Source organism: Wenyingzhuangia marina (assembly GCF_900130035.1).
GTDB classification, from domain to species: Bacteria; Bacteroidota; Bacteroidia; order Flavobacteriales; family Flavobacteriaceae; genus Wenyingzhuangia; species Wenyingzhuangia marina.
This window is the reverse complement of record NZ_FQXQ01000002.1, coordinates 511826-530670: the sequence shown is the minus strand read 5'-3', so window position 1 is coordinate 530670 and position 18845 is coordinate 511826. Positions and strand designations below refer to the sequence as shown.

Sequence of the window (18845 nt, the reverse complement as noted above, 5' to 3'; positions counted from 1 at the left end):
GTGTTTTAAAGTTTTTATAAAAATGAACGGTACAAAATTATATTTTTTTTGTACCGTTTCATGTTAAATTTATATGATTATTCAGCTTTTTCTTCAACTGCTGCAGTTTCTGCAGGAGCATCTTTTCCAGCTTTTCTTTCACTTAATCCTTGAGCAATAGCTCCAGTAGTTAAGGTTAAGATTTTGTCAATAGACTTAGAAGCATCATCGTTAGATGGAATCACAAAATCAATATCACTAGGATCAGAGTTTGTATCTACCATTGCGAAAACAGGAATGTTTAATTTCTTAGCTTCAGCAACAGCAATGTGTTCTTTTTTAACGTCAATTACAAATAAAGCACCTGGTAAACGAGTCATATCAGCAATAGAACCTAAGTTCTTTTCTAATTTAGCACGTTGACGTTCGATTTGTAATTTTTCTCTTTTTGATAAAGCGTCGAAAGAACCATCAGTCTTCATTCTATCAATTTGAGACATTTTTTTAACTGCTTTACGAATAGTAACGAAGTTAGTTAACATTCCTCCAGGCCATCTTTCAGTGATGTAAGGCATGTTTACAGCTCCAGCTTTTTCAGCAACGATATCTTTAGCTTGCTTTTTTGTTGCAACAAATAAGATTTTTCTTCCTGATGCAGCAATTTTTTCTAATGCAGCAGATGCATCGTCTATTTTAGCTGAAGTTTTGTATAAGTCAATGATGTGTACTCCGTTACGTTCTGTGTAGATGTAAGGAGCCATACTTGGATTCCACTTTCTTGTTAAGTGTCCAAAGTGTACACCAGCTTCTAATAATTCTTGAATATTTGCCATAATATGGATATTGTTTAGATGTTAGCAATAGCGGAGTAGTTCTTTGTAGAAGTCTCTACTATTTTTGCTAAACAATCGATTAATTTTTTTAATAAATAATAATGTGTAAGATTAACGTTTAGAGAACTGGAATTTCTTACGTGCTTTCTTCTGACCAAATTTCTTACGCTCAACCATTCTAGGGTCACGAGTTAATAATCCTTCTGGTTTTAAGATTGCTCTGTTCTCAGCATCAATTTCACATAATGCTCTAGCAATAGCTAAACGGATAGCTTCAGCTTGTCCAGTTACACCACCTCCAAATACATTTACTGTAATATCGAAAGATTCTAAGTTGTCAGTTAATAATAACGCTTGCTTAGCTTTGTACTGTAAAGTTCCAGTAGTAAAGTAAGCTGGTAAATCTTTACCATTAATAGTCATGTTTCCTTTTCCTTCAGAAACATATACTCTTGCTACGGCAGTTTTTCTTCTACCAATCTTGTGAATAGTTTCCATGCTTATTTAAGGTCATTTAAGTTAATAGCTGTTGGTTGTTGTGCTTCTTGAGCGTGCTCAACACCAGCGTAAACATATAAGTTTCTGTAAAGAGCGCTTCCTAATTTGTTTTTAGGTAACATTCCTTTTACTGCTTTCTCAATTAATCTTGTAGGATCTTTTTCGAACATTTCTGTTGCAGTTAAACTTCTTTGACCACCTGGATAACCTGTGTGACGAATGTAAGATTTGTCAGACCATTTTTTTCCAGTTAAATTGATTTTTTCAGCGTTGATAATAACAACGTTGTCACCACAATCCACGTGAGGAGTGTAGCTTGGCTTGTACTTACCTCTAATTAGTTTTGCAACTTTAGAAGCTAAACGACCCAATGTTTGTCCGTCCGCATCAACCAAAACCCATTGCTTGTCAGCAGTTGCTTTGTTAGCCGATACTGTTTTGTAACTTAATGTGTTCATTTACACTAGTTTTTGTAATAATTAAACAATAATTCTTCTTGGATTCTCCCAAGGGTGTGCAAAAATAGAACTATTTGTTTAGATTATCATTATTTTTTTATGAGAATTTTAATAAAAAATAACAGTGTAAGTTTCTGAGAATTAATTATTAGGATTAATTTTTAATTTTAAGCTCATTGTTTTTAAATAATTCATAAGCCGTTTGGTAGTTTGCAATGGTTTCTTCTAATAAATTTTTATTACTTTCTGTTAAAGTTAATGTGTTATCATCGGCATTCCAATGATAGGTATTACTTCCTTTTGTTTCATTTAGAATCACCACCTCGTTTCCTTTCCTAAATCCTAACTTTCTGTGGTTGGCTATAAAAGCTCTTTCTTCTTGGGGTTGCATTTTAGTGATGTCTTTTCCAAATATTTTACTTTCATAAGACCAGTTTAAAAATCCAAATAAGGTGGGAAGCAGATCTATTTGAGAACAGAGTTTGTTCACTTTTTGGGCTTTTGTATTTGGTAGGTTGTAAATTAATGCAGGTATGTGATAGCTTCCAATTTCTAATTCTGTTCTACCAGCGCTGTATGCACAGTGGTCTGATAGAATTACAAATACAGTGTTTTTGTACCAAGGTTGTTTTTTAGCATCTGTAAAAAAACGTTTCATAGCCCAGTCAGCATAACGTATGGCAGAAACTCTACTGCCAGGTTTGTCTTTAATAGATCCTTCAGGAAAAGAATAAGGTCTATGGTTTGTATTGGTCATGATAAAGTTAAAGAAAGGCTTTTTGCTTTGGTATTGAATATTTATTTGTTTGAGGGCTTTGTTATAAATATCACTATCACAAGCTCCCCAAGCATTTTCAAAAGTAATTTCTTCTTCGGTAAAAGTAGTTCGATTGGTAGGGAATTCTTTGGCTGAGCTAGCATCTTTTGGATTGTCAACAATATCAAAACCATTGTTGCCAAAATAACCATTCATATTATCAAAATGTCCATCGCCTCCATAAAAGAAGGTTCTACTATATCCTTTTTGATTTAAGATTTCTCCAATAGTAAACAAATGATCGTTGTTGGGTCTCTTTACAATGCTTCTTCCTGGAGTAGGAGGGATGGCAAGTGTAATAGCCTCCATTCCACGGATGGTTCTTGTTCCCGTGGCTTGTAAATTGGTGTAAAACACACTTTTTTGAGCTAGACTGTCTAAGAAAGGAGTTAATAATTTTTGATTCCCGAAGGCTTCCATAAAATTAGCACTTAAACTTTCCATACAGATAAAAACTATGTTTGGTTTTTGTTCTTTGCCTCTATTTTTAATAGTTCTTAAAATGTTATTTTGAGACAATAGTTTATCTCCTTTTTGTAAAAGACTTTGTTGTACTATTTCTAAAGATTTTTCTTTAGGCTGTGTAATATAAAATTCATCATAATCCAATTCGTTTGCATTGTAGGCAGCGAAAAAAGAATAAACACCTGATTTGGCTAATTCGTTTTCATATCTATTGGTGAAAATTTCGGCTTGTTTGTTTTGTACAAATAAGTGAAAAACTCCTGCTACCAAAACCCAAAAACCATAAGGAATTATTTTTCTAATATAACCATCATAATTGTTGTAACAATCAATAAAGGCTTCTTGTTTTTTAGCAATGTAAAAAGCTCCTAATGTTAATAAAACAATGATTCCAATTAATAGAGGTAGAGGGTAAGATTCGTTGATGTTTTCTATTACCTCATAAGTATAGAGTAAGTAATCTACAGCAATGAAATTGTATCTTCTAGCAAATTCTTCCCAAAAAGTAAACTCTCCTAAAAAAGCAAATACAAAAATAAAGACTAATAAAAAGTAAGTGAATTTTGTGAGTAATTTATCAAGCCAGTTTCCGTAGAACTTACTAGGGAATAAAAACCAATAAATTCCGTAAATAGCCATAATGTAGGCAAGGGTTCCAAAATCAAAAAAAAGTCCAATCCCTATTACTTTGATAAAATCAACAATAGAAAATCCTATACTTTTAATAGACCATATATATAAGCTTAGTCTTACTAATGAAGAAACTATTAAAAATAAAGCACTAAAGCTTTTTAACAAACTAAAGCGTTTGGGAAATAGTAAAGTAGTAATGTTAATCATGTTATAATTTTAAGATAAAAATTAATGTGCATCTAGCCAATTGTCTCCCATGTCAGTGTCAACGACTAAAGGAACGCTTAGTTTATAAGCGTTTTCCATTTCGGAAACAATTAAAGGCTTTAAGAGGTCGATTTCATCTTTGTGCATATCAAAAACTAATTCATCGTGTACTTGTAAAAGCATTTTGGTTTTATAATTCCCTTTTTCTAATGCCTTTTGAATTTTAATCATGGCAATTTTAATGATATCAGCAGCCGTTCCTTGAATAGGAGCGTTCACAGCATTTCGTTCATCAGCAGAACGAACAATTGCATTGGCTGAGTTGATGTTGTTTAGATATCTACGTCTATCTAACAAAGTTTTTACATATCCATGTTCTTTGGCAAAATCTACTTGACTGGCCATGTATTTTTTTAATGTAGGATAAGTTTCATAATAAGTATCAATCAATTCTTTAGACTCTTTTCTACTTAAATTGGTTTGTTGACTTAATCCAAAAGCAGAAACACCATATATAATTCCAAAGTTTACTGTTTTGGCGTGGCTACGTTGTTCTCGGGTTACTTCATCAATAGGAACATTAAAAACTTTGGCAGCGGTAGAGCGGTGGATATCATCTCCTTTTTGGAAAGAAGCCAGCATTTCTGGATCTTGACTTAGTTCTGCAATTAATCTTAATTCTATTTGAGAATAATCGGCAGCAAATAAAATATAGTCCTCATTCTTTTTAATAAACGCTTTACGGATTTGTTTTCCTCGTTCTGTTCTAATAGGAATGTTTTGCAGGTTTGGGTTGTTAGAGCTCAATCTACCAGTGGCAGCAGTTGCTTGACTGTAAGTTGTGTGTACTCTTTTGGTGATTGGATTGACCTCATTAGGTAAAGAATCTACATAAGTGTTCTTTAATTTTACCAATCCACGATACTTTAATATTTTGGCAGCAATCTCATGCTCAGTTGCAAGTTTACTTAAAATATCTTCTCCTGTAGCGTATTGACCAGTCTTGGTTTTTTTTGCTTTGTCTACTAATTTTAGATTTTCAAATAAAACAATCCCTAGTTGTTTTGGAGAAGCAATGTTGAATTCCTCCCCAGCAAGGGTATAAATTTCTTTTTCTAGTACTGCAATATCGGTAGTTAAAACCTCCGACAATTCGTTTAGATAAGGAACATCAAGGTTAATTCCTGTCAATTCCATTTTTGCCAATACCCTTAATAATGGCAATTCAATTTCATCATATAATTTCTCAAGATTGTTTTCGCCTAATTCTTTTCTGAATTGTGTTTCTAGTTGAAAACAAATATCAGATTGTTCGCAAGAATAAGGAGTTGTAATAGACAAATAAACTTCGGCTAGTTTTATTTTGTTTTTTCCTTTCCCAATAACATTGTCTTGATGTGTTACTTCATACTTTAAATAAGTCTCAGACAATACGTCTAGTTGATGTCTCATGTCAGGATGAAGTAGGTAATGAGATAAGCTAATATCAAATATTTTTCCTTTTAAAGAAATATCATACTGTGCTAAGAATTTGATATTACTTTTGATATCATAGGCAATCTTTTCAATGTTCTCATTTTCAAAGAAAGCTTTTAATTCCGTCATTATTTGATCGGTATTTTCGGTTACAGGAATATAATATCCTGTACTTGCTTCATAAGAAAAACTAAAACCAATAATTTTATCAATAAAGTTTTCTCTTTCTGTTACAATTTCAAAAGCAACTTTAGGTTGATTTAAAAGTTTGCTAATAAATAATTTTCTAGCGACATGAGTGTTTAAATACTGATAAATTGGTTTGGTATTGCTAATGGTATTAAATCCAAAAGAAGAGCTTGTGTTTTGGGTAGTATCAGCGTTTCCAAACAAGTCTAATTGAGGTTCTTTACTATTTGTTTTTTGAGCCTCTTGAGTTGGATTTTCTACTGTAATTTCAGGTGCTTCTGTTCCAAATATTTTATGAACTGTGTCGGCAATTCTCCTAAATTCTAGTTCTTGAAAAATTTTCGAAGTTTCTTCAATGTTTGGTGCACACATGGTAAAGTTTTCCTCGTGGTATTCCACAGGACAATCTAAAATAATGGTTGCTAGTTCTTTAGATAATAACCCTAACTCTTTATTGGCTTCAATTTTTTCTTTCATTTTTCCTTTTAGCTCATGTGTATTGGCTAAAAGGTTTTCCATAGAACCATATTCTTTAATGAATTTTTTGGCAGTTTTGTCTCCAACCCCTGGTAAACCGGGAATGTTGTCTACAGCATCTCCCATCATTCCTAAATAATCTATGACTTGTAAAGGGGTTTCTACTTCAAATTTTACTTTTACTTTTTCTACATCCCAAATTTCAATTCCGTTCCCCATTCTGGCAGGTCTGTACATAAAAATGTTTTCAGAAACCAATTGAGCATAATCTTTATCAGGCGTGACCATATAAACTTGGCAACCTTCTTTTTCAGCTTGTTTGGCTAAAGTTCCAATCAAATCATCCGCTTCAAAACCTTCCACCTCAATAATAGGAATGTTCATGGCTTTTAAAATCTCATGAATATAAGGAACAGCAATTTTAATGGCCTCGGGTGTTTCTTGTCTATTGGCTTTATATGCTTCAAAAGCTTCGGTTCTTGTTACTGATCCACCTTTGTCAAAAGCAACAGCTAAAAGTTCAGGTTTTTCTCTTTTGATAACATCTAATAAAGAATTTGTGAATCCTAGAATTGCCGAAGTATCCATTCCTTTGGAATTGATTCTTGGATTTTTTATCAGAGCATAATATCCTCTAAAAATCAAAGCAAAAGCATCTAGTAAAAACAATCTTTTTTGTGTGGCCATAAATCAAAAATTAAGATTGGTAAATGTAATTAAAAAGTGTTAAAATTATCAGGTTGAAGAGGGCTTTTTGGGTTTGATATAGATGAAAATCACTTGAAAAGTACTGAAATGGAGCAGAAATCTGTAAAATACCTCTTGTTTTTTTTGTATAATTCGCAAAAAAGTTATATTGCAGTGTTATTTGTGTGTAGTTTGCAGTGTGTGCAGTACTTACAAGCTAATTATTAAACATTTACATATGACTAAGTTTGGTGATTTAATCAATGTTGAAATTCCTGTTTTGATTGATTTTTATGCTCAATGGAGTGAGGAAGAAGAAGAGCCTACAGGAGTAGTTTTAAGAGATGTTGTTGCTGCTTTGGGGGATAAAGCCAAAGTGATTAAAATCGACATTCAAAAAAACGAAATTTTAGCAAATGCTTTAAAGGTAAAAGGAAATCCTACTTTTGTAATCTATAAAAATGGAGTAATGAAGTGGAGACAATCTGGAGAGCAAGATGCTAATACGTTGATTACTTTGGTTCAACAATACGTTTAAGAGATTGCTTTAAAAGAGTATCCTTTTTTAGTTAATTCACTTAGGACTTTAGGAAGTGTTTCTTGAAGTCTAGGGAAAGCTTTTTCACTATCGTGAAAAACAATAATGCTTCCATTTTCTACTTTTGATAATACATTTTTAATGCAATCTTTGGCAGATAAGTGTTTGTCAAAATCTGCACTTAACACATCCCACATGATAATTTTATAGCCAAGCTCTAATAGTTTTTTGGATTGTTTTAAACTGATTTTACCGTAAGGAGGTCTAAATAATTTTTGTTTTTTTTTAGGTATATACGCTTCCGTTAATAAAATGTTTTCAATATATTTTTTTGTGTCGGTTTTCCATCCTTTTAGGTGATGAAAGGTGTGGTTTCCAATTCGGTGGTTTTCTGTAATGATTTGTTGAAAAACCTCTGGGTGTTTTTTAATATTGTCCCCAATACAAAAAAAGGTTGCTTTAGCGTTGTGTTTTTTTAGTTCAGTTAATACCCATGGAGTAATATTGGGAATGGGGCCGTCATCAAATGTTAGGTATACTTCTTTTTGAGAGGTGTTAAAACTCCAAGTCCATTTGTTAAAAATGGACTTGAAAATTTTAGCAGTTTTAATAGGATATAACCTCATGATGTTATTCAAAGAGAGTTTCAAATAGCTTTATATGTTGTAAAAACTCTTCTTCAACTTTCTTTTTGTATTCCTCATCTTTGTCGTACTTATTAACGTCAGCAGCAATGGTTTGATACATTTTAAATTGTGTTTCTACCTCTGAGAATAAATAGTTTAAATCGTATTTATTGAATTGAGAATAGTAGACTAGTTGTTCTTGGAATTTTCTAATTAAGATATTAGCAGCTGTTTTAGCTTTTTCTGGTTTGTTAATTAGATAATATTGTTCTGGGAATCCTAAGCAGACAGCATATTGATGATATTTTTCTATAGGCATTTTGTTAAAACTAAGATCTAGCATTTCTTCAGCTTTGTCAAACTTTTTTTCATTAATCAATGCTTCTACCAGTCTCGAAATTGTATTTCTGTATGAAATAGAGTTTTTTCTAGATTCAATGTCTAGGTAAAAATCTTTTCCACGGTATCCAAAATCCCATTTTTTTACCTTTTCGTATAAATCATCACTATCAATTCTTCCCATTCCTAAAACACCATATTCTGTTTTGGTTTTTATAGGAACTAGTTTGTAAGCCATACCGTCAAGTTGTAGGTAATCTTTTAACCATATATATTCTTCATCAGCATTGGCACCACCAGTAAAATAAATAGGATGTTTCCAGTTGTTGTTGGCAAGGATATCTAACATTAAAATTCTGTTTTTTGTCAATCCACGATTATCAACATCTAAATCCATATAATCAACAATACTATCAGCATCCTTCTGTTTAACAGTTCCGTTTGCTAATACAGTTTCTTTGTTAACAGTTAGTCGTAATTTATTGGTTGGATAAAATTTTTCAAATTTACCTTCACTAATTTCGACGTAAGTTCTTTTGTCTGATGAGCTAATCCACATCATAAAATCATCAATATTCCAACGGTCTTGTACTTGTCCTGTGTGGTAGGCAACATCTAAACTACCATGTCTGTATTGTTTGTGTGTTAATTGAGATGGAATAGGGTCTGATTCGTAAGCCTTACGTTTCATTTGATCGATATACCAGTCAGTAGCTAATAAACTTGAGTTGATGATTTTGATGTCAGTTCTGTGTTTTTCTACTTCTTGTAAATACCATAGAGGAAAGGTGTCGTTGTCTCCAATGGTGAATAAGATGGCATCTTTGTCGCAAGAATCTAAATAAGCTTTGGCGTTAAAATAAGCTGTATACCTATTAGATCTGTCGTGGTCATCCCAGTTTTGAGAAGCCATTAGTAGAGGAGAGGCCAATAAACATATAGATGTAACTACAATAGGAATTATTTTTGTTGCTTTGTATTCATTTATTTTTTCGATAATAGCATAGACTCCAAAACCTATCCACATTGCAAAAATGTAAAAAGATCCTACAATAGCGTAATCTCTTTCTCTTGGTTCAAAAGGTTTTGGGTTGGTGTAAAAAATAATGGCAAAACCAGTAAAAGCAAAGAATAAAAATAAGTTGTAAAAATTACGTTTGTCTTTACTTAGTTGGTACATCAAGCCAATAATTCCTAATATGAAAGGAATTCCGTAGTAAATATTTCTTCCTTTGTTTTCAATAACATCAGTAGGTAGGTAAGTTTGTGGCCCTACAAATAATTTGTCAATAAAATTGATTCCAGTAATCCAATTTCCATTTAAAGGATCCATGTTTCCTTGGATATCGTTTTGTTTTCCAACAAAGTTCCAAAATAAATATCTAAAATACATGTATCCAAATTGGTATTCAGCCATGTATTTTAAGTTTTGAGCCATGGTTGGTCTGGCTTTGCTGTCTTTGGGAATGCCAGCAATCATTTTATAGTTTTGCTCTAAGCCCTGTACTACCATTCTAGGAATAAATCCTTTGTGTAAATCGCTGGTTTTTTGTTGAGCATTTTTATAGTCGTTTACAATGATGTATTTTCCGCTTTTTTCATCTTTCTCATACTTAGGTTTTACATCTTCCATAATAGGATTACCGTTGGCATCCATGGCAGGTTCTTTGTTGTATTTCTCAGAGTAATAAGTGTCATAAAAAATATTAGCATCACCATATTGCTCACGGTTGTAGTAAGCTAAAAGTTCTCTTGCAGAGGAAGGATTGTTTTCGTTAATCATGGTATTGGCGTTTGCTCTAATAGGTAGCATTAACCAACAAGAAAAACCAATCATAACAAACATAATAGATAATAAAGCCGTGTTTCCTAGGTATAGATTGTTTTTACGAGTGTATTTTAATCCAAAATAGAAAGCAACAATAATAACGATACCGGCAATAATAGTTCCTGTGTTAAAAGGTAAACCTAGATTATTAATAAAGAATAATTCCGAAGCACTAAAGAATAATAAAGTGTATGGGAATAAGAATTTAAAAATAAAAGCAAGTGTTCCAATGGCGATGACATTTGCAATGATAAAAGTTTTGATAGTGTATTTCTCGTAATAATGGTTTAAGTAAATAAATACTAATGATGGAATAACCAATAAAGATAAGATGTGTACACCAAAAGAGAGTCCTATAATTAAGCAGATAAGAATTAGCCATCTGTTGTTCCTAGGTTGACCAAATGATTTTTCCCATTTTAAACCAAGCCAGAATAGCAAAGCCATTAAAAATGATGACATGGCGTATACTTCAGCTTCTACGGCACTGAACCAAAAACTATCAGAAAAAGTATAGGTCAAACTTCCCACAGCGGCACTTCCTATAATAGCAATCATTTTGTTAGTGTCTAGTAGGTTGTTTTTAACAGCAACTCTTTTGATAAGATTGGTTAAAGACCAAAACATAAACAGGATCGTAAATGCACTTGCCAAACCAGACATAAAGTTGACCATGTAAGCAACATTACTTGCAGAAAAACTAAACATAGCAAAAAACGCTCCAAGCATTTGAAATAAAGGAGCTCCTGGTGGATGACCTACTTCTAGTTTTACAGCTGTTGAAATATATTCTCCACAATCCCAAAAGCTAACAGTAGGTTCAAGAGTAAGAGTATAGGTAATTAATGATATTGTAAACAGAACCCATCCTGTGATGATGTTCCATTTTTGATATGTTTTTTCTTCCATATTGTTTATTGAGAAACTAAAATTTTAGTCACAAATTTAAATAAATATAAATGCTGAAGTACTTTTAAGCAAAAAATGTTCCGAAATATAGGTTTGGGATAAAAATAATAAAACATTAAAATGTTGATTTTCAAATAGAAGATTCTCAAGTGAAAAAAAAAGTGATTTTTTTTTGAAAAAAGTTTTGCAGAATTGTAGATGTGCTGTATATTTGCAACCGCTAACGCACTGTCCCATGGTGTAATGGTAACACAGCGGTTTTTGGTACCGTCGTTCAAGGTTCGAGTCCTTGTGGGACAACAAAAAAGTCTTAATCCTTTTGGTTTAAGACTTTTTTATTTAAAGCCTATTTATGCCTTGGTTTTGTTAAGGATGGTAAGAGATTAGTCTTTAGGATTAAAATCTTGTGAATCAATAAAAAACTCGTATATTTGCGTTGGAAATAATTGAAATCGATGAGTGGGGCTAATTAGCCCCACTTTTTATAGATATATATGGATAAAAAGAAAGTCGAAGGATACATTGACGAAGCACTACAAGAAAACGATGAATTGTTTTTGGTAGAATTGGTTATTGGAGCTGAAAATAAAATTTCGGTCATCATAGATGGAGACAAAGGAGTGCCTTTAAGTGAATGTATTCGTGTAAGTAGAGCTGTAGAAGCGAATTTAGATAGAGACGAAGAAGATTTTAGTATTGAAGTTGCAACACCAGATATTGCAAAGCCAATAGTGTTGCAAAGGCAATATATTAAAAACATAGGTAGAACTTTAAAAGTAATTACTGAAAACGAAAAATACGAAGGAGTACTTGAAGAAGTAACCGATGCAGGAATCGTTTTAAGTTGGGAAACAAGAGAGCCTAAAGAAATTGGAAAAGGGAAAGTTACTGTTAGTAAATCAGTTACTTTAACTTATGAAGAGATAAAAGAAACAAAAGTAAAAATATTATTTAGTTAAAATATTTAAATGGAGAATATAGATTTAATCAATTCATTTTCAGAATTTAAAGATGATAAGAACATTGACCGTGTAATGTTAATGTCTATTTTAGAAGAAGTTTTTAGAGCTGCATTGAAAAGGAAGTATGGTTCAGATGAAAATTTTGATATTATCGTTAACCCAGATAAAGGGGATTTAGAGATTTGGAGAAACCGTGTAGTGGTTGCAGATGAAATGTCTGAAGATGATAATGAAGAAATTGAATTGTCTGAAGCAAGAAAAATTGAGCCTGACTTTGAAATTGGTGAGGAAGTATCTGAAGAAATTAAGTTACATCAATTAGGACGTAGAGCTATTTTAGCATTACGTCAAAATTTGATTTCTAAGTTATATGAGCACGATAGTACAAACTTGTATAAAAAGTTTAAAGAATTAGAAGGAGATTTATATACAGCAGAAGTTCATCATATTAAACATAACGCTGTTATTTTATTAGATGATGAAGGGAATGAATTGGTGTTACCTAAGAGCGAGCAAATTCGTTCAGATTTCTTTAGAAAAGGTGATTCTATAAGAGGAATTATTAAAACTGTTGAGTTAAGAGGTAACAAACCAGTTATTATTTTATCTAGAACCGCTCCAGAATTTTTAACTAAACTATTTGAACAAGAAATACCAGAAGTTTTTGACGGTTTAATTACTATTGAAGGTGTAGCACGTATTCCTGGTGAAAAAGCAAAAATTGCTGTTGATTCTTATGACGATAGAATTGATCCAGTTGGAGCGTGTGTTGGTATTAAAGGATCTAGAATTCACGGTATTGTACGTGAGTTAGGAAACGAAAATATTGATGTAATTAATTACACAAAAAATATTCAATTATACATTTCTAGAGCATTAAGTCCTGCTAAAGTTGTAAAAATGGATATCTTTGAGGCAGAAGGAGACAAAAAAGCAAAAGCTGAAGTTTACTTACGTCCAGAGGAAGTATCAAAAGCAATTGGTAGAAATGGAGTAAACATTAGATTAGCAACTCAATTAACAGGTTATGAAATTGATGTGTTAAGAGATGGAGCAGAAGACGATGAAGATGTAGAATTGACAGAGTTTTCTGATGAAATAGAAGCATGGATTATTGACGAATTCAAAAGCATTGGTTTAGATACTGCAAAAAGTGTTATAGACAAAGATGTGGCTGAATTAGTGAGCAGAACCGATTTGGAAGAAGAAACCATTATTGAGGTTCAACGTATATTAAAAGAAGAATTTGATAGATAGGGTAGTCAGTAGCCTTTATTCAAAAGATCTTCTTAAACAAAAAAAATAGTAAAAAGTATATATGTCTGTAAGCAAAACATTAAGGCTTAACAAAGTTTTACGAGAATTAAACATATCGTTAGATAGGGCGGTAGAGCATCTTTCATCCAAAGGGATAGAAATAGAGGCTCGTCCTACCACAAAAATTTCTAATCAAGAGTATCAAATCTTATTAGACGGATTTCAAACGGATGCCCAAAAGAAAGCCGATTCTAAAGAAGTAGGAGAAGAGAAAAGAAAGGAAAAAGAAGAGTTACGTATTGCTCAAGAGGAGAAAAAACGTAAAGAAGAAGAAGAAAGAAACAAAGTTCTAAAGGCTAAGGCTGAAAAGTTAGAGTTGAAAACAGTTGGTAAAATAGATTTAGAGTCTAAGCCAGCTCCAGCTCCGGTTCAAAAAGAAGAGCCACAAGCTCCAAAAGTAGAACCTGTTAAAGTAGAAGAAAAACCTAAAGAGCCAGAAGTAATTAAAGCTAGCGCACCTAAATTAGGAGGTCTTAAAATAGTTAAATCTGCTCCCGAAGTACTTAAAGAGACTCCAAAAATAGAAAAAGAGGTAAAAAAGGAAGAGCCAAAACCTAAAGTAGAAGCTCCAAAACCTGAATTTTCTAAAGAAAAGACTTCTACAACTGTAAATAAACCTGTAGCTAAAGAAAAAGCACCAGAGCAAAAAGCAGTTACTCCAGAAGCAACTACTTCTAATGATCCTGAAGAAGGAGGAGAACCAGAGGCTATTAAAACACAATATCAAAAACTTACAGGGCCAAGACTTACAGGTACTACAATTGATTTAAAACAATTTGAAAGACCAAAAAAGAAAAAGCCAGATCCTAAAGCAGCTGCTAATGCAGCAAATGATGCTAAGAAAAAGCGTAAGAGAATTGTAAAACCAGGAACTCCTAATACGGCTAATCGTACTCCGGGAGGACAAGGAAATAGACCAGGAGGAGCTCCAGGACAAAGAAATAATCAAGGAACAGGACCAAACAGAAGACCAGCCGGAGGACCAGGGCAAAGAGGACGATTTGCAGCACCTGTTACTAAGGAAGAGCCAACAGATGAAGAAGTACAAAGACAAGTACGTGAGACTTTAGAAAGATTACAAGGAAAGTCTAAAAAGAATAAAGGTGCTAAATACCGTAGAGAAAAGCGTGATTTACACCGTCAACAAGCTGATGATGCTCAGGCACAAGAGGCAGCAGATAGTAAAGTTCTTAAAGTAACAGAATTTGTTACTGTAAGTGAAGTTGCAACAATGATGGATGTTCAGGTAACTGAAATTATTTCAGCATGTATGATGTTAGGAATGATGGTAACGATGAATCAGCGTCTAGATGCTGAAACCATTAAGATTGTAGCTGAAGAATTTAATTATGATGTTGAGTTTGTTGGAGCAGAAGTTGAAGAAGCTGTAGCAGAAGATGAAGATAGTGAAGAAGATTTAGAAGATAGAGCTCCTATTATTACAATTATGGGACACGTAGATCATGGTAAAACTTCTTTATTAGATTATATTCGTAAAGCAAATGTAATTGCAGGAGAATCTGGTGGAATTACACAACATATTGGTGCTTATTCTGTAAAGATTGCTACAGGTCAAAAAATTGCATTTTTAGATACACCTGGTCACGAGGCCTTTACAGCAATGCGTGCTCGTGGTGCTCAGGTAACAGATATTGTAGTTATTGTAATTGCAGCGGATGATGATGTGATGCCTCAAACAAAAGAAGCAATTAGTCATGCACAAGCAGCAGGAGTACCTATTATATTTGCATTAAATAAAATTGATAAGCCAACGGCTAACCCAGATAACGTAAAACAACAATTAGCTAGCATGGATATGTTAGTTGAAGACTGGGGAGGTAAATATCAATGTCAAGAAATTTCTGCAAAGACTGGTTTAGGAGTTGAAGAACTTTTAGAAAAAGTAGTTTTAGAATCTGAGATTTTAGAATTAAAGGCTAATCCTAACAAGCCAGCTGTTGGTACAGTTGTAGAAGCACAATTAGATAAGGGTAGAGGATATGTTTCAACCATCATGGTTCAAGCAGGTACTTTAAAAATTGGTGATTATATTTTAGCAGGTAAACATTCTGGTAAAGTAAGAGCCATGTTTGATGAAAGAGGAAAGAATGTTGAACAAGCTCCTCCATCAACACCTGTATCTATTTTAGGGTTAGACGGAGCTCCACAAGCAGGAGATAAGTTTAACGTATTTGAAGATGAAAGAGAAGCAAAACAAATTGCATCAAAACGTTCTCAATTACAACGTGAACAATCTGTAAGAACTCAGAAGACACTTACATTAGATGAAATTGGTCGTCGTATTGCATTAGGAGACTTTAAAGAGTTAAATATTATTTTAAAAGGAGACGTAGATGGTTCTGTAGAAGCATTAACAGATTCTTTCCAAAAATTATCTACTGAAGAAATTCAAGTAAATATTTTACATAAAGGAGTTGGTGCTATTACTGAGTCTGACGTGTTATTGGCTTCTGCTTCGGATGCTATTATTGTTGGATTTAATGTAAGACCAGCAGGTAATGCTAGACAAGTTGCAGATACGGAAGAAGTTGATATTAGAACTTATTCTATTATTTACGATGCTATTAACGATCTTAAGGATGCGATGGAAGGTATGTTATCTCCAGACACCAAAGAAGAAGTTCTAGGTAATGTAGAAATTAGAGAAGTATACAAAATTTCTAAAGTTGGTAACATTGCAGGATGTATGGTCGTTCAAGGTAAAATTACAAGAAACTCTAAAGTTAGAATTATTAGAGATAGTATTGTGGTTCATGATGGTGAGTTGACTGCATTGAAACGTTTTAAAGATGATGTTAAAGAAGTAACCAAAGGTTATGACTGTGGTGTTCAGATTAAAAACTACAATGATATTGCTGTTGGAGATGTGATTGAATCTTACCAAATAGTAGAAGTAAAAAAGAAATTAAAATAATTTCTAAGTAATATAAATTAAAGCCCATCCTAACTAGGATGGGCTTTTTTATTGAATTACAGTTTGTTAATTGTAAATAAATATTAAGATTTGTAGTGTATTTTATTTAAATAATACTATGTTTGTTCTTTATTTAAATTTTATTACAAAGTGAAAAAAGGTACAGTAAAGTTCTTTAATGAATCAAAAGGATTTGGATTTATTATTGACGATGAAACAAAACAAGATTATTTCGTGCACATCTCAGGATTGATTGACGAAGTTCGTGAAGGAGATGCAGTAGAGTTCGACTTAAAAGAAGGTAGAAAAGGATTAAACGCAGTAGACGTTAAAGCTTTATAATATTTACTCTTTTTAAAGAAAATGAAACCCGCTTAACGATGTAAGTGGGTTTTTTTATGCTCTTGTTTTAACGCGTAATATCATTTAATCTTTTCTTTGTGGTAATCTCTAGTTGCTCTTCTGAAAAATTTGTTAAGATTAAATAGATAAAATAAATATTAGAAACAGTAATTGTGCAATCCAAAAGTTTATAAACTCTGGAGATCCATTTAGGTTGCTTAGTGTACTTTTATTCATGGTGTTGATGTTTTATTGATTATAATATCAAAAGTACTTACAAACCTTATTTATATTATAGACTTTTAGATGAGTTGCTTTTTAGTGTAGGTGATTAGACATAAAAAAAAGAGCATTTGTTAAAATGCTCTTTTTTTTTAAAATAATGTTATAATTATTTTTTACTTGATAATAGAAGATAATTTTTCTCTTTCTTCTTCTGCCAACGCAGCATCAACTAAAATACGACCAGAGTATTCATCAATGGTAATTTTTTTACGACTAGCAATTTCAATTTGAACTTGAGGAGGGATGGTAAAGTAAGATCCACCTGCAGCACCTCTTTCAATAGCAACAACTGCTAAACCGTTTACTACGCTCTTTCTAATTCTTTTATAAGCAACTAATAAATGGTCATCAATTTTATCAGCCATTTGTTCAGAAAGCTTACTCAACTCATTTTGCTCATTTTCAGTTTCCTTTAAAATTGCATCTAACTCAGATTTTTTGTGGTCTAAGTGCGCTTGTTGAGAGTTTAATTTTTCAGTAGTTTTTGCAATGATTTCTTTTTTATGCTCAATTTTAGCATAAGCTTCTTTAATTCTTTTTTCAGCCAATTCAATTTCTAATTCTTGAAATTCAGCTTCTTTAGTTAAAGAATCAAATTCTCTGTTGTTACGAACTGATTTTTGTTGCTCAGTGTATTTTTTAACCAATTCTTTTGATTCAACAATACTTAATTTTCTGTTAGCAATTTCAGTTTCAAAACTTGCAACGTCTTGGTTTAATTTTTCTATACGAGTTGATAACCCAGCAATTTCACTGTCTAAATCTTCAATCTCTAGTGGTAACTCTCCTTGAACGCTTGTGATTTCATCAATTCTAGAGTCGATTAATTGTAAATTGTATAAAGCTCTTAACTTGTCTTCTACAGATACTTCTTGTTTAGTTGCCATAATAACTATGAGTAATATATTGGGTTTGTACTTTTATCCGATAAAATGATTGCAAAATTACGAAATTTTTCTTTAAGATAATCAACTAATAGATTTTTTGTAAACTGCTCACTTTCGTAGTGTCCAATATCGGTAATTAATATTTTTCCTTCTGCTTTGTAAAACTCATGATATTTAAAATCTGCAGTAATATAAGCATCTGCTCCTTTACTAATAGCTGCATTAATTCCAAAACTACCTGATCCACCAAGTACAGCTATTTTTTTTATTTCTCTGTTTAAAGGAGCAGAGTGTCTAATACACTCTGTGTTCATTTTAAGTTTTACATAACGTAAAAAATCGCTGACTTCCATAGCATCTTTTAACTCACCAATCATACCAATTCCTATATGTTGATTGTAGTTTTCTAGAGTACTAATTTCATAAGCTACTTCTTCATAAGGATGTGTTTTAAGTAAGGTTTTAATGACTTTACTTTCTAGATGTTTAGGAAAAGTAATTCCTATTTGAGTTTCCTTTTCCTTAGAGGTAATTCCTTTGGTTCCTATTACAGGATTAGAGTTTTCATTACCATTAAAAGTTCCTATTCCATTTACATTAAAACTACATTCTTTATAATTTCCAATAGCTCCCGCTCCAATTTCAAAAAGCGCTTCTCTAACACTATCGGCATTGTTTGTGGGTACAAAAGTGATTAGTTTTTTAATAGTTCCTTTTTGAGGGATTAAGACAGATTTATTTTGTAACTCTAACACATCACACATTTTTGCACTTACTCCATTAAAAGAGTTGTCCAAAGCGGTATGTGTGGCATAAATAGCAATATCGTTTTTAATGGCTTTCATCACCACTCTTTCTACATAATTATTTCCGTTAAATTTTTTAAGTCCACCAAAAATAATAGGATGAAAGCTGATAATTAAATTGCATTTTTTTTCAATGGCTTCATCAACGGTTTGTTCTAAAGTATCTAAAGTAACCAATACTCCTGTCACTTCGGTATTGTAATTACCTACTAACAAACCTACATTGTCAAAATCTTCTGCATAGCTCAAAGGAGCTATTTCTTCTATATAACTCGTAATTTCTTTAATCTTCATATTCAAAAATACAGATTTTGTTCTATTTGTTGTTTCTAGAATGGAATTGTTTTAGTTT

14 protein-coding genes and 1 tRNA gene are annotated in these 18845 nt (G+C 32.4%); 6 read left to right on the top strand and 9 right to left on the bottom strand.

The genetic code is table 11. The annotated features are described in order from the left end of the window. Window positions 1-77 precede the first annotated feature (77 nt). The 5 genes from rpsB to polA form a co-directional block, all read right to left on the bottom strand. The gene (rpsB, locus tag BUB70_RS06240) at window positions 78-812 is read right to left on the bottom strand and encodes a 30S ribosomal protein S2 (protein ID WP_073119446.1); all 735 of its coding nucleotides are present in this window, start codon (window positions 810-812) and stop codon (window positions 78-80) included. Window positions 813-923: 111 nt separating this feature from the next. Beyond that, the gene (gene rpsI, locus BUB70_RS06235; protein WP_073119444.1) at window positions 924-1310 is read right to left on the bottom strand and encodes a 30S ribosomal protein S9; all 387 of its coding nucleotides are present in this window, start codon (window positions 1308-1310) and stop codon (window positions 924-926) included. 2 nt (window positions 1311-1312) lie between these two features. Beyond that, on the bottom strand, window positions 1313-1768 hold the full coding sequence (gene rplM, locus BUB70_RS06230) for a 50S ribosomal protein L13 (RefSeq protein WP_073119441.1): 456 nt from the start codon (window positions 1766-1768) through the stop codon (window positions 1313-1315). 154 nt (window positions 1769-1922) lie between these two features. After that, window positions 1923-3890 carry an LTA synthase family protein gene (locus tag BUB70_RS06225; RefSeq protein WP_073119439.1) on the bottom strand — a complete coding sequence of 656 codons (1968 nt, stop codon included), beginning with the start codon at window positions 3888-3890 and terminating at the stop codon, window positions 1923-1925. A gap of 21 nt (window positions 3891-3911) precedes the next feature. Then, window positions 3912-6719, bottom strand: coding sequence for a DNA polymerase I (gene polA / locus BUB70_RS06220; RefSeq protein WP_073119436.1), 2808 nt, complete (start codon window positions 6717-6719; stop codon window positions 3912-3914). A 238-nt stretch (window positions 6720-6957) separates the two neighbouring features. Between polA and BUB70_RS06215 the strand changes: the two genes are divergently transcribed. Then, entirely contained in the window at window positions 6958-7257 is a 300-nt protein-coding gene (locus BUB70_RS06215) for a thioredoxin family protein (RefSeq protein ID WP_073119434.1), read from the top strand. Here the strand turns inward: BUB70_RS06215 and BUB70_RS06210 are convergent. Both BUB70_RS06210 and BUB70_RS06205 read right to left on the bottom strand, forming a co-directional pair. Beyond that, the gene (locus BUB70_RS06210; protein ID WP_073119432.1) at window positions 7254-7883 is read right to left on the bottom strand and encodes a polysaccharide deacetylase family protein; all 630 of its coding nucleotides are present in this window, start codon (window positions 7881-7883) and stop codon (window positions 7254-7256) included. The genes BUB70_RS06215 and BUB70_RS06210 overlap by 4 nt on opposite strands. 4 nt (window positions 7884-7887) lie before the next feature. Next, entirely contained in the window at window positions 7888-10959 is a 3072-nt protein-coding gene (locus BUB70_RS06205; protein WP_073119430.1) for a glycosyltransferase family 117 protein, read from the bottom strand. Between the two features lie 229 nt (window positions 10960-11188). On the opposite strand from BUB70_RS06205, the gene BUB70_RS06200 reads away from it, so the two are divergent. From BUB70_RS06200 to BUB70_RS06180, 5 genes are all read left to right on the top strand, one after another. Beyond that, window positions 11189-11259: transfer RNA gene (locus BUB70_RS06200), tRNA-Gln, on the top strand. Between the two features lie 194 nt (window positions 11260-11453). Then, a complete protein-coding gene (rimP, locus tag BUB70_RS06195; protein WP_073119428.1) occupies window positions 11454-11918 on the top strand; it encodes a ribosome assembly cofactor RimP in 465 nt (154 codons plus the stop codon). Window positions 11919-11927: 9 nt separating this feature from the next. After that, window positions 11928-13178: a transcription termination factor NusA gene (gene nusA / locus BUB70_RS06190; RefSeq protein WP_073119425.1), complete on the top strand. Its 1251-nt coding sequence runs from the start codon at window positions 11928-11930 to the stop codon at window positions 13176-13178. A gap of 61 nt (window positions 13179-13239) precedes the next feature. Next, window positions 13240-16173, top strand: a complete 2934-nt coding sequence (infB, locus tag BUB70_RS06185) for a translation initiation factor IF-2 (protein WP_073119423.1) — start codon at window positions 13240-13242, stop codon at window positions 16171-16173. Between the two features lie 150 nt (window positions 16174-16323). Beyond that, on the top strand, window positions 16324-16515 hold the full coding sequence (locus tag BUB70_RS06180) for a cold-shock protein (RefSeq protein ID WP_073119422.1): 192 nt from the start codon (window positions 16324-16326) through the stop codon (window positions 16513-16515). 398 nt (window positions 16516-16913) lie between these two features. Here BUB70_RS06180 and BUB70_RS06175 read toward each other — a convergent pair whose 3' ends face one another. Next, entirely contained in the window at window positions 16914-17687 is a 774-nt protein-coding gene (locus tag BUB70_RS06175) for a zinc ribbon domain-containing protein (RefSeq protein WP_073119419.1), read from the bottom strand. A gap of 5 nt (window positions 17688-17692) precedes the next feature. Then, the gene (locus BUB70_RS06170; protein ID WP_073119417.1) at window positions 17693-18787 is read right to left on the bottom strand and encodes a Nif3-like dinuclear metal center hexameric protein; all 1095 of its coding nucleotides are present in this window, start codon (window positions 18785-18787) and stop codon (window positions 17693-17695) included. Window positions 18788-18845 lie beyond the last annotated feature (58 nt).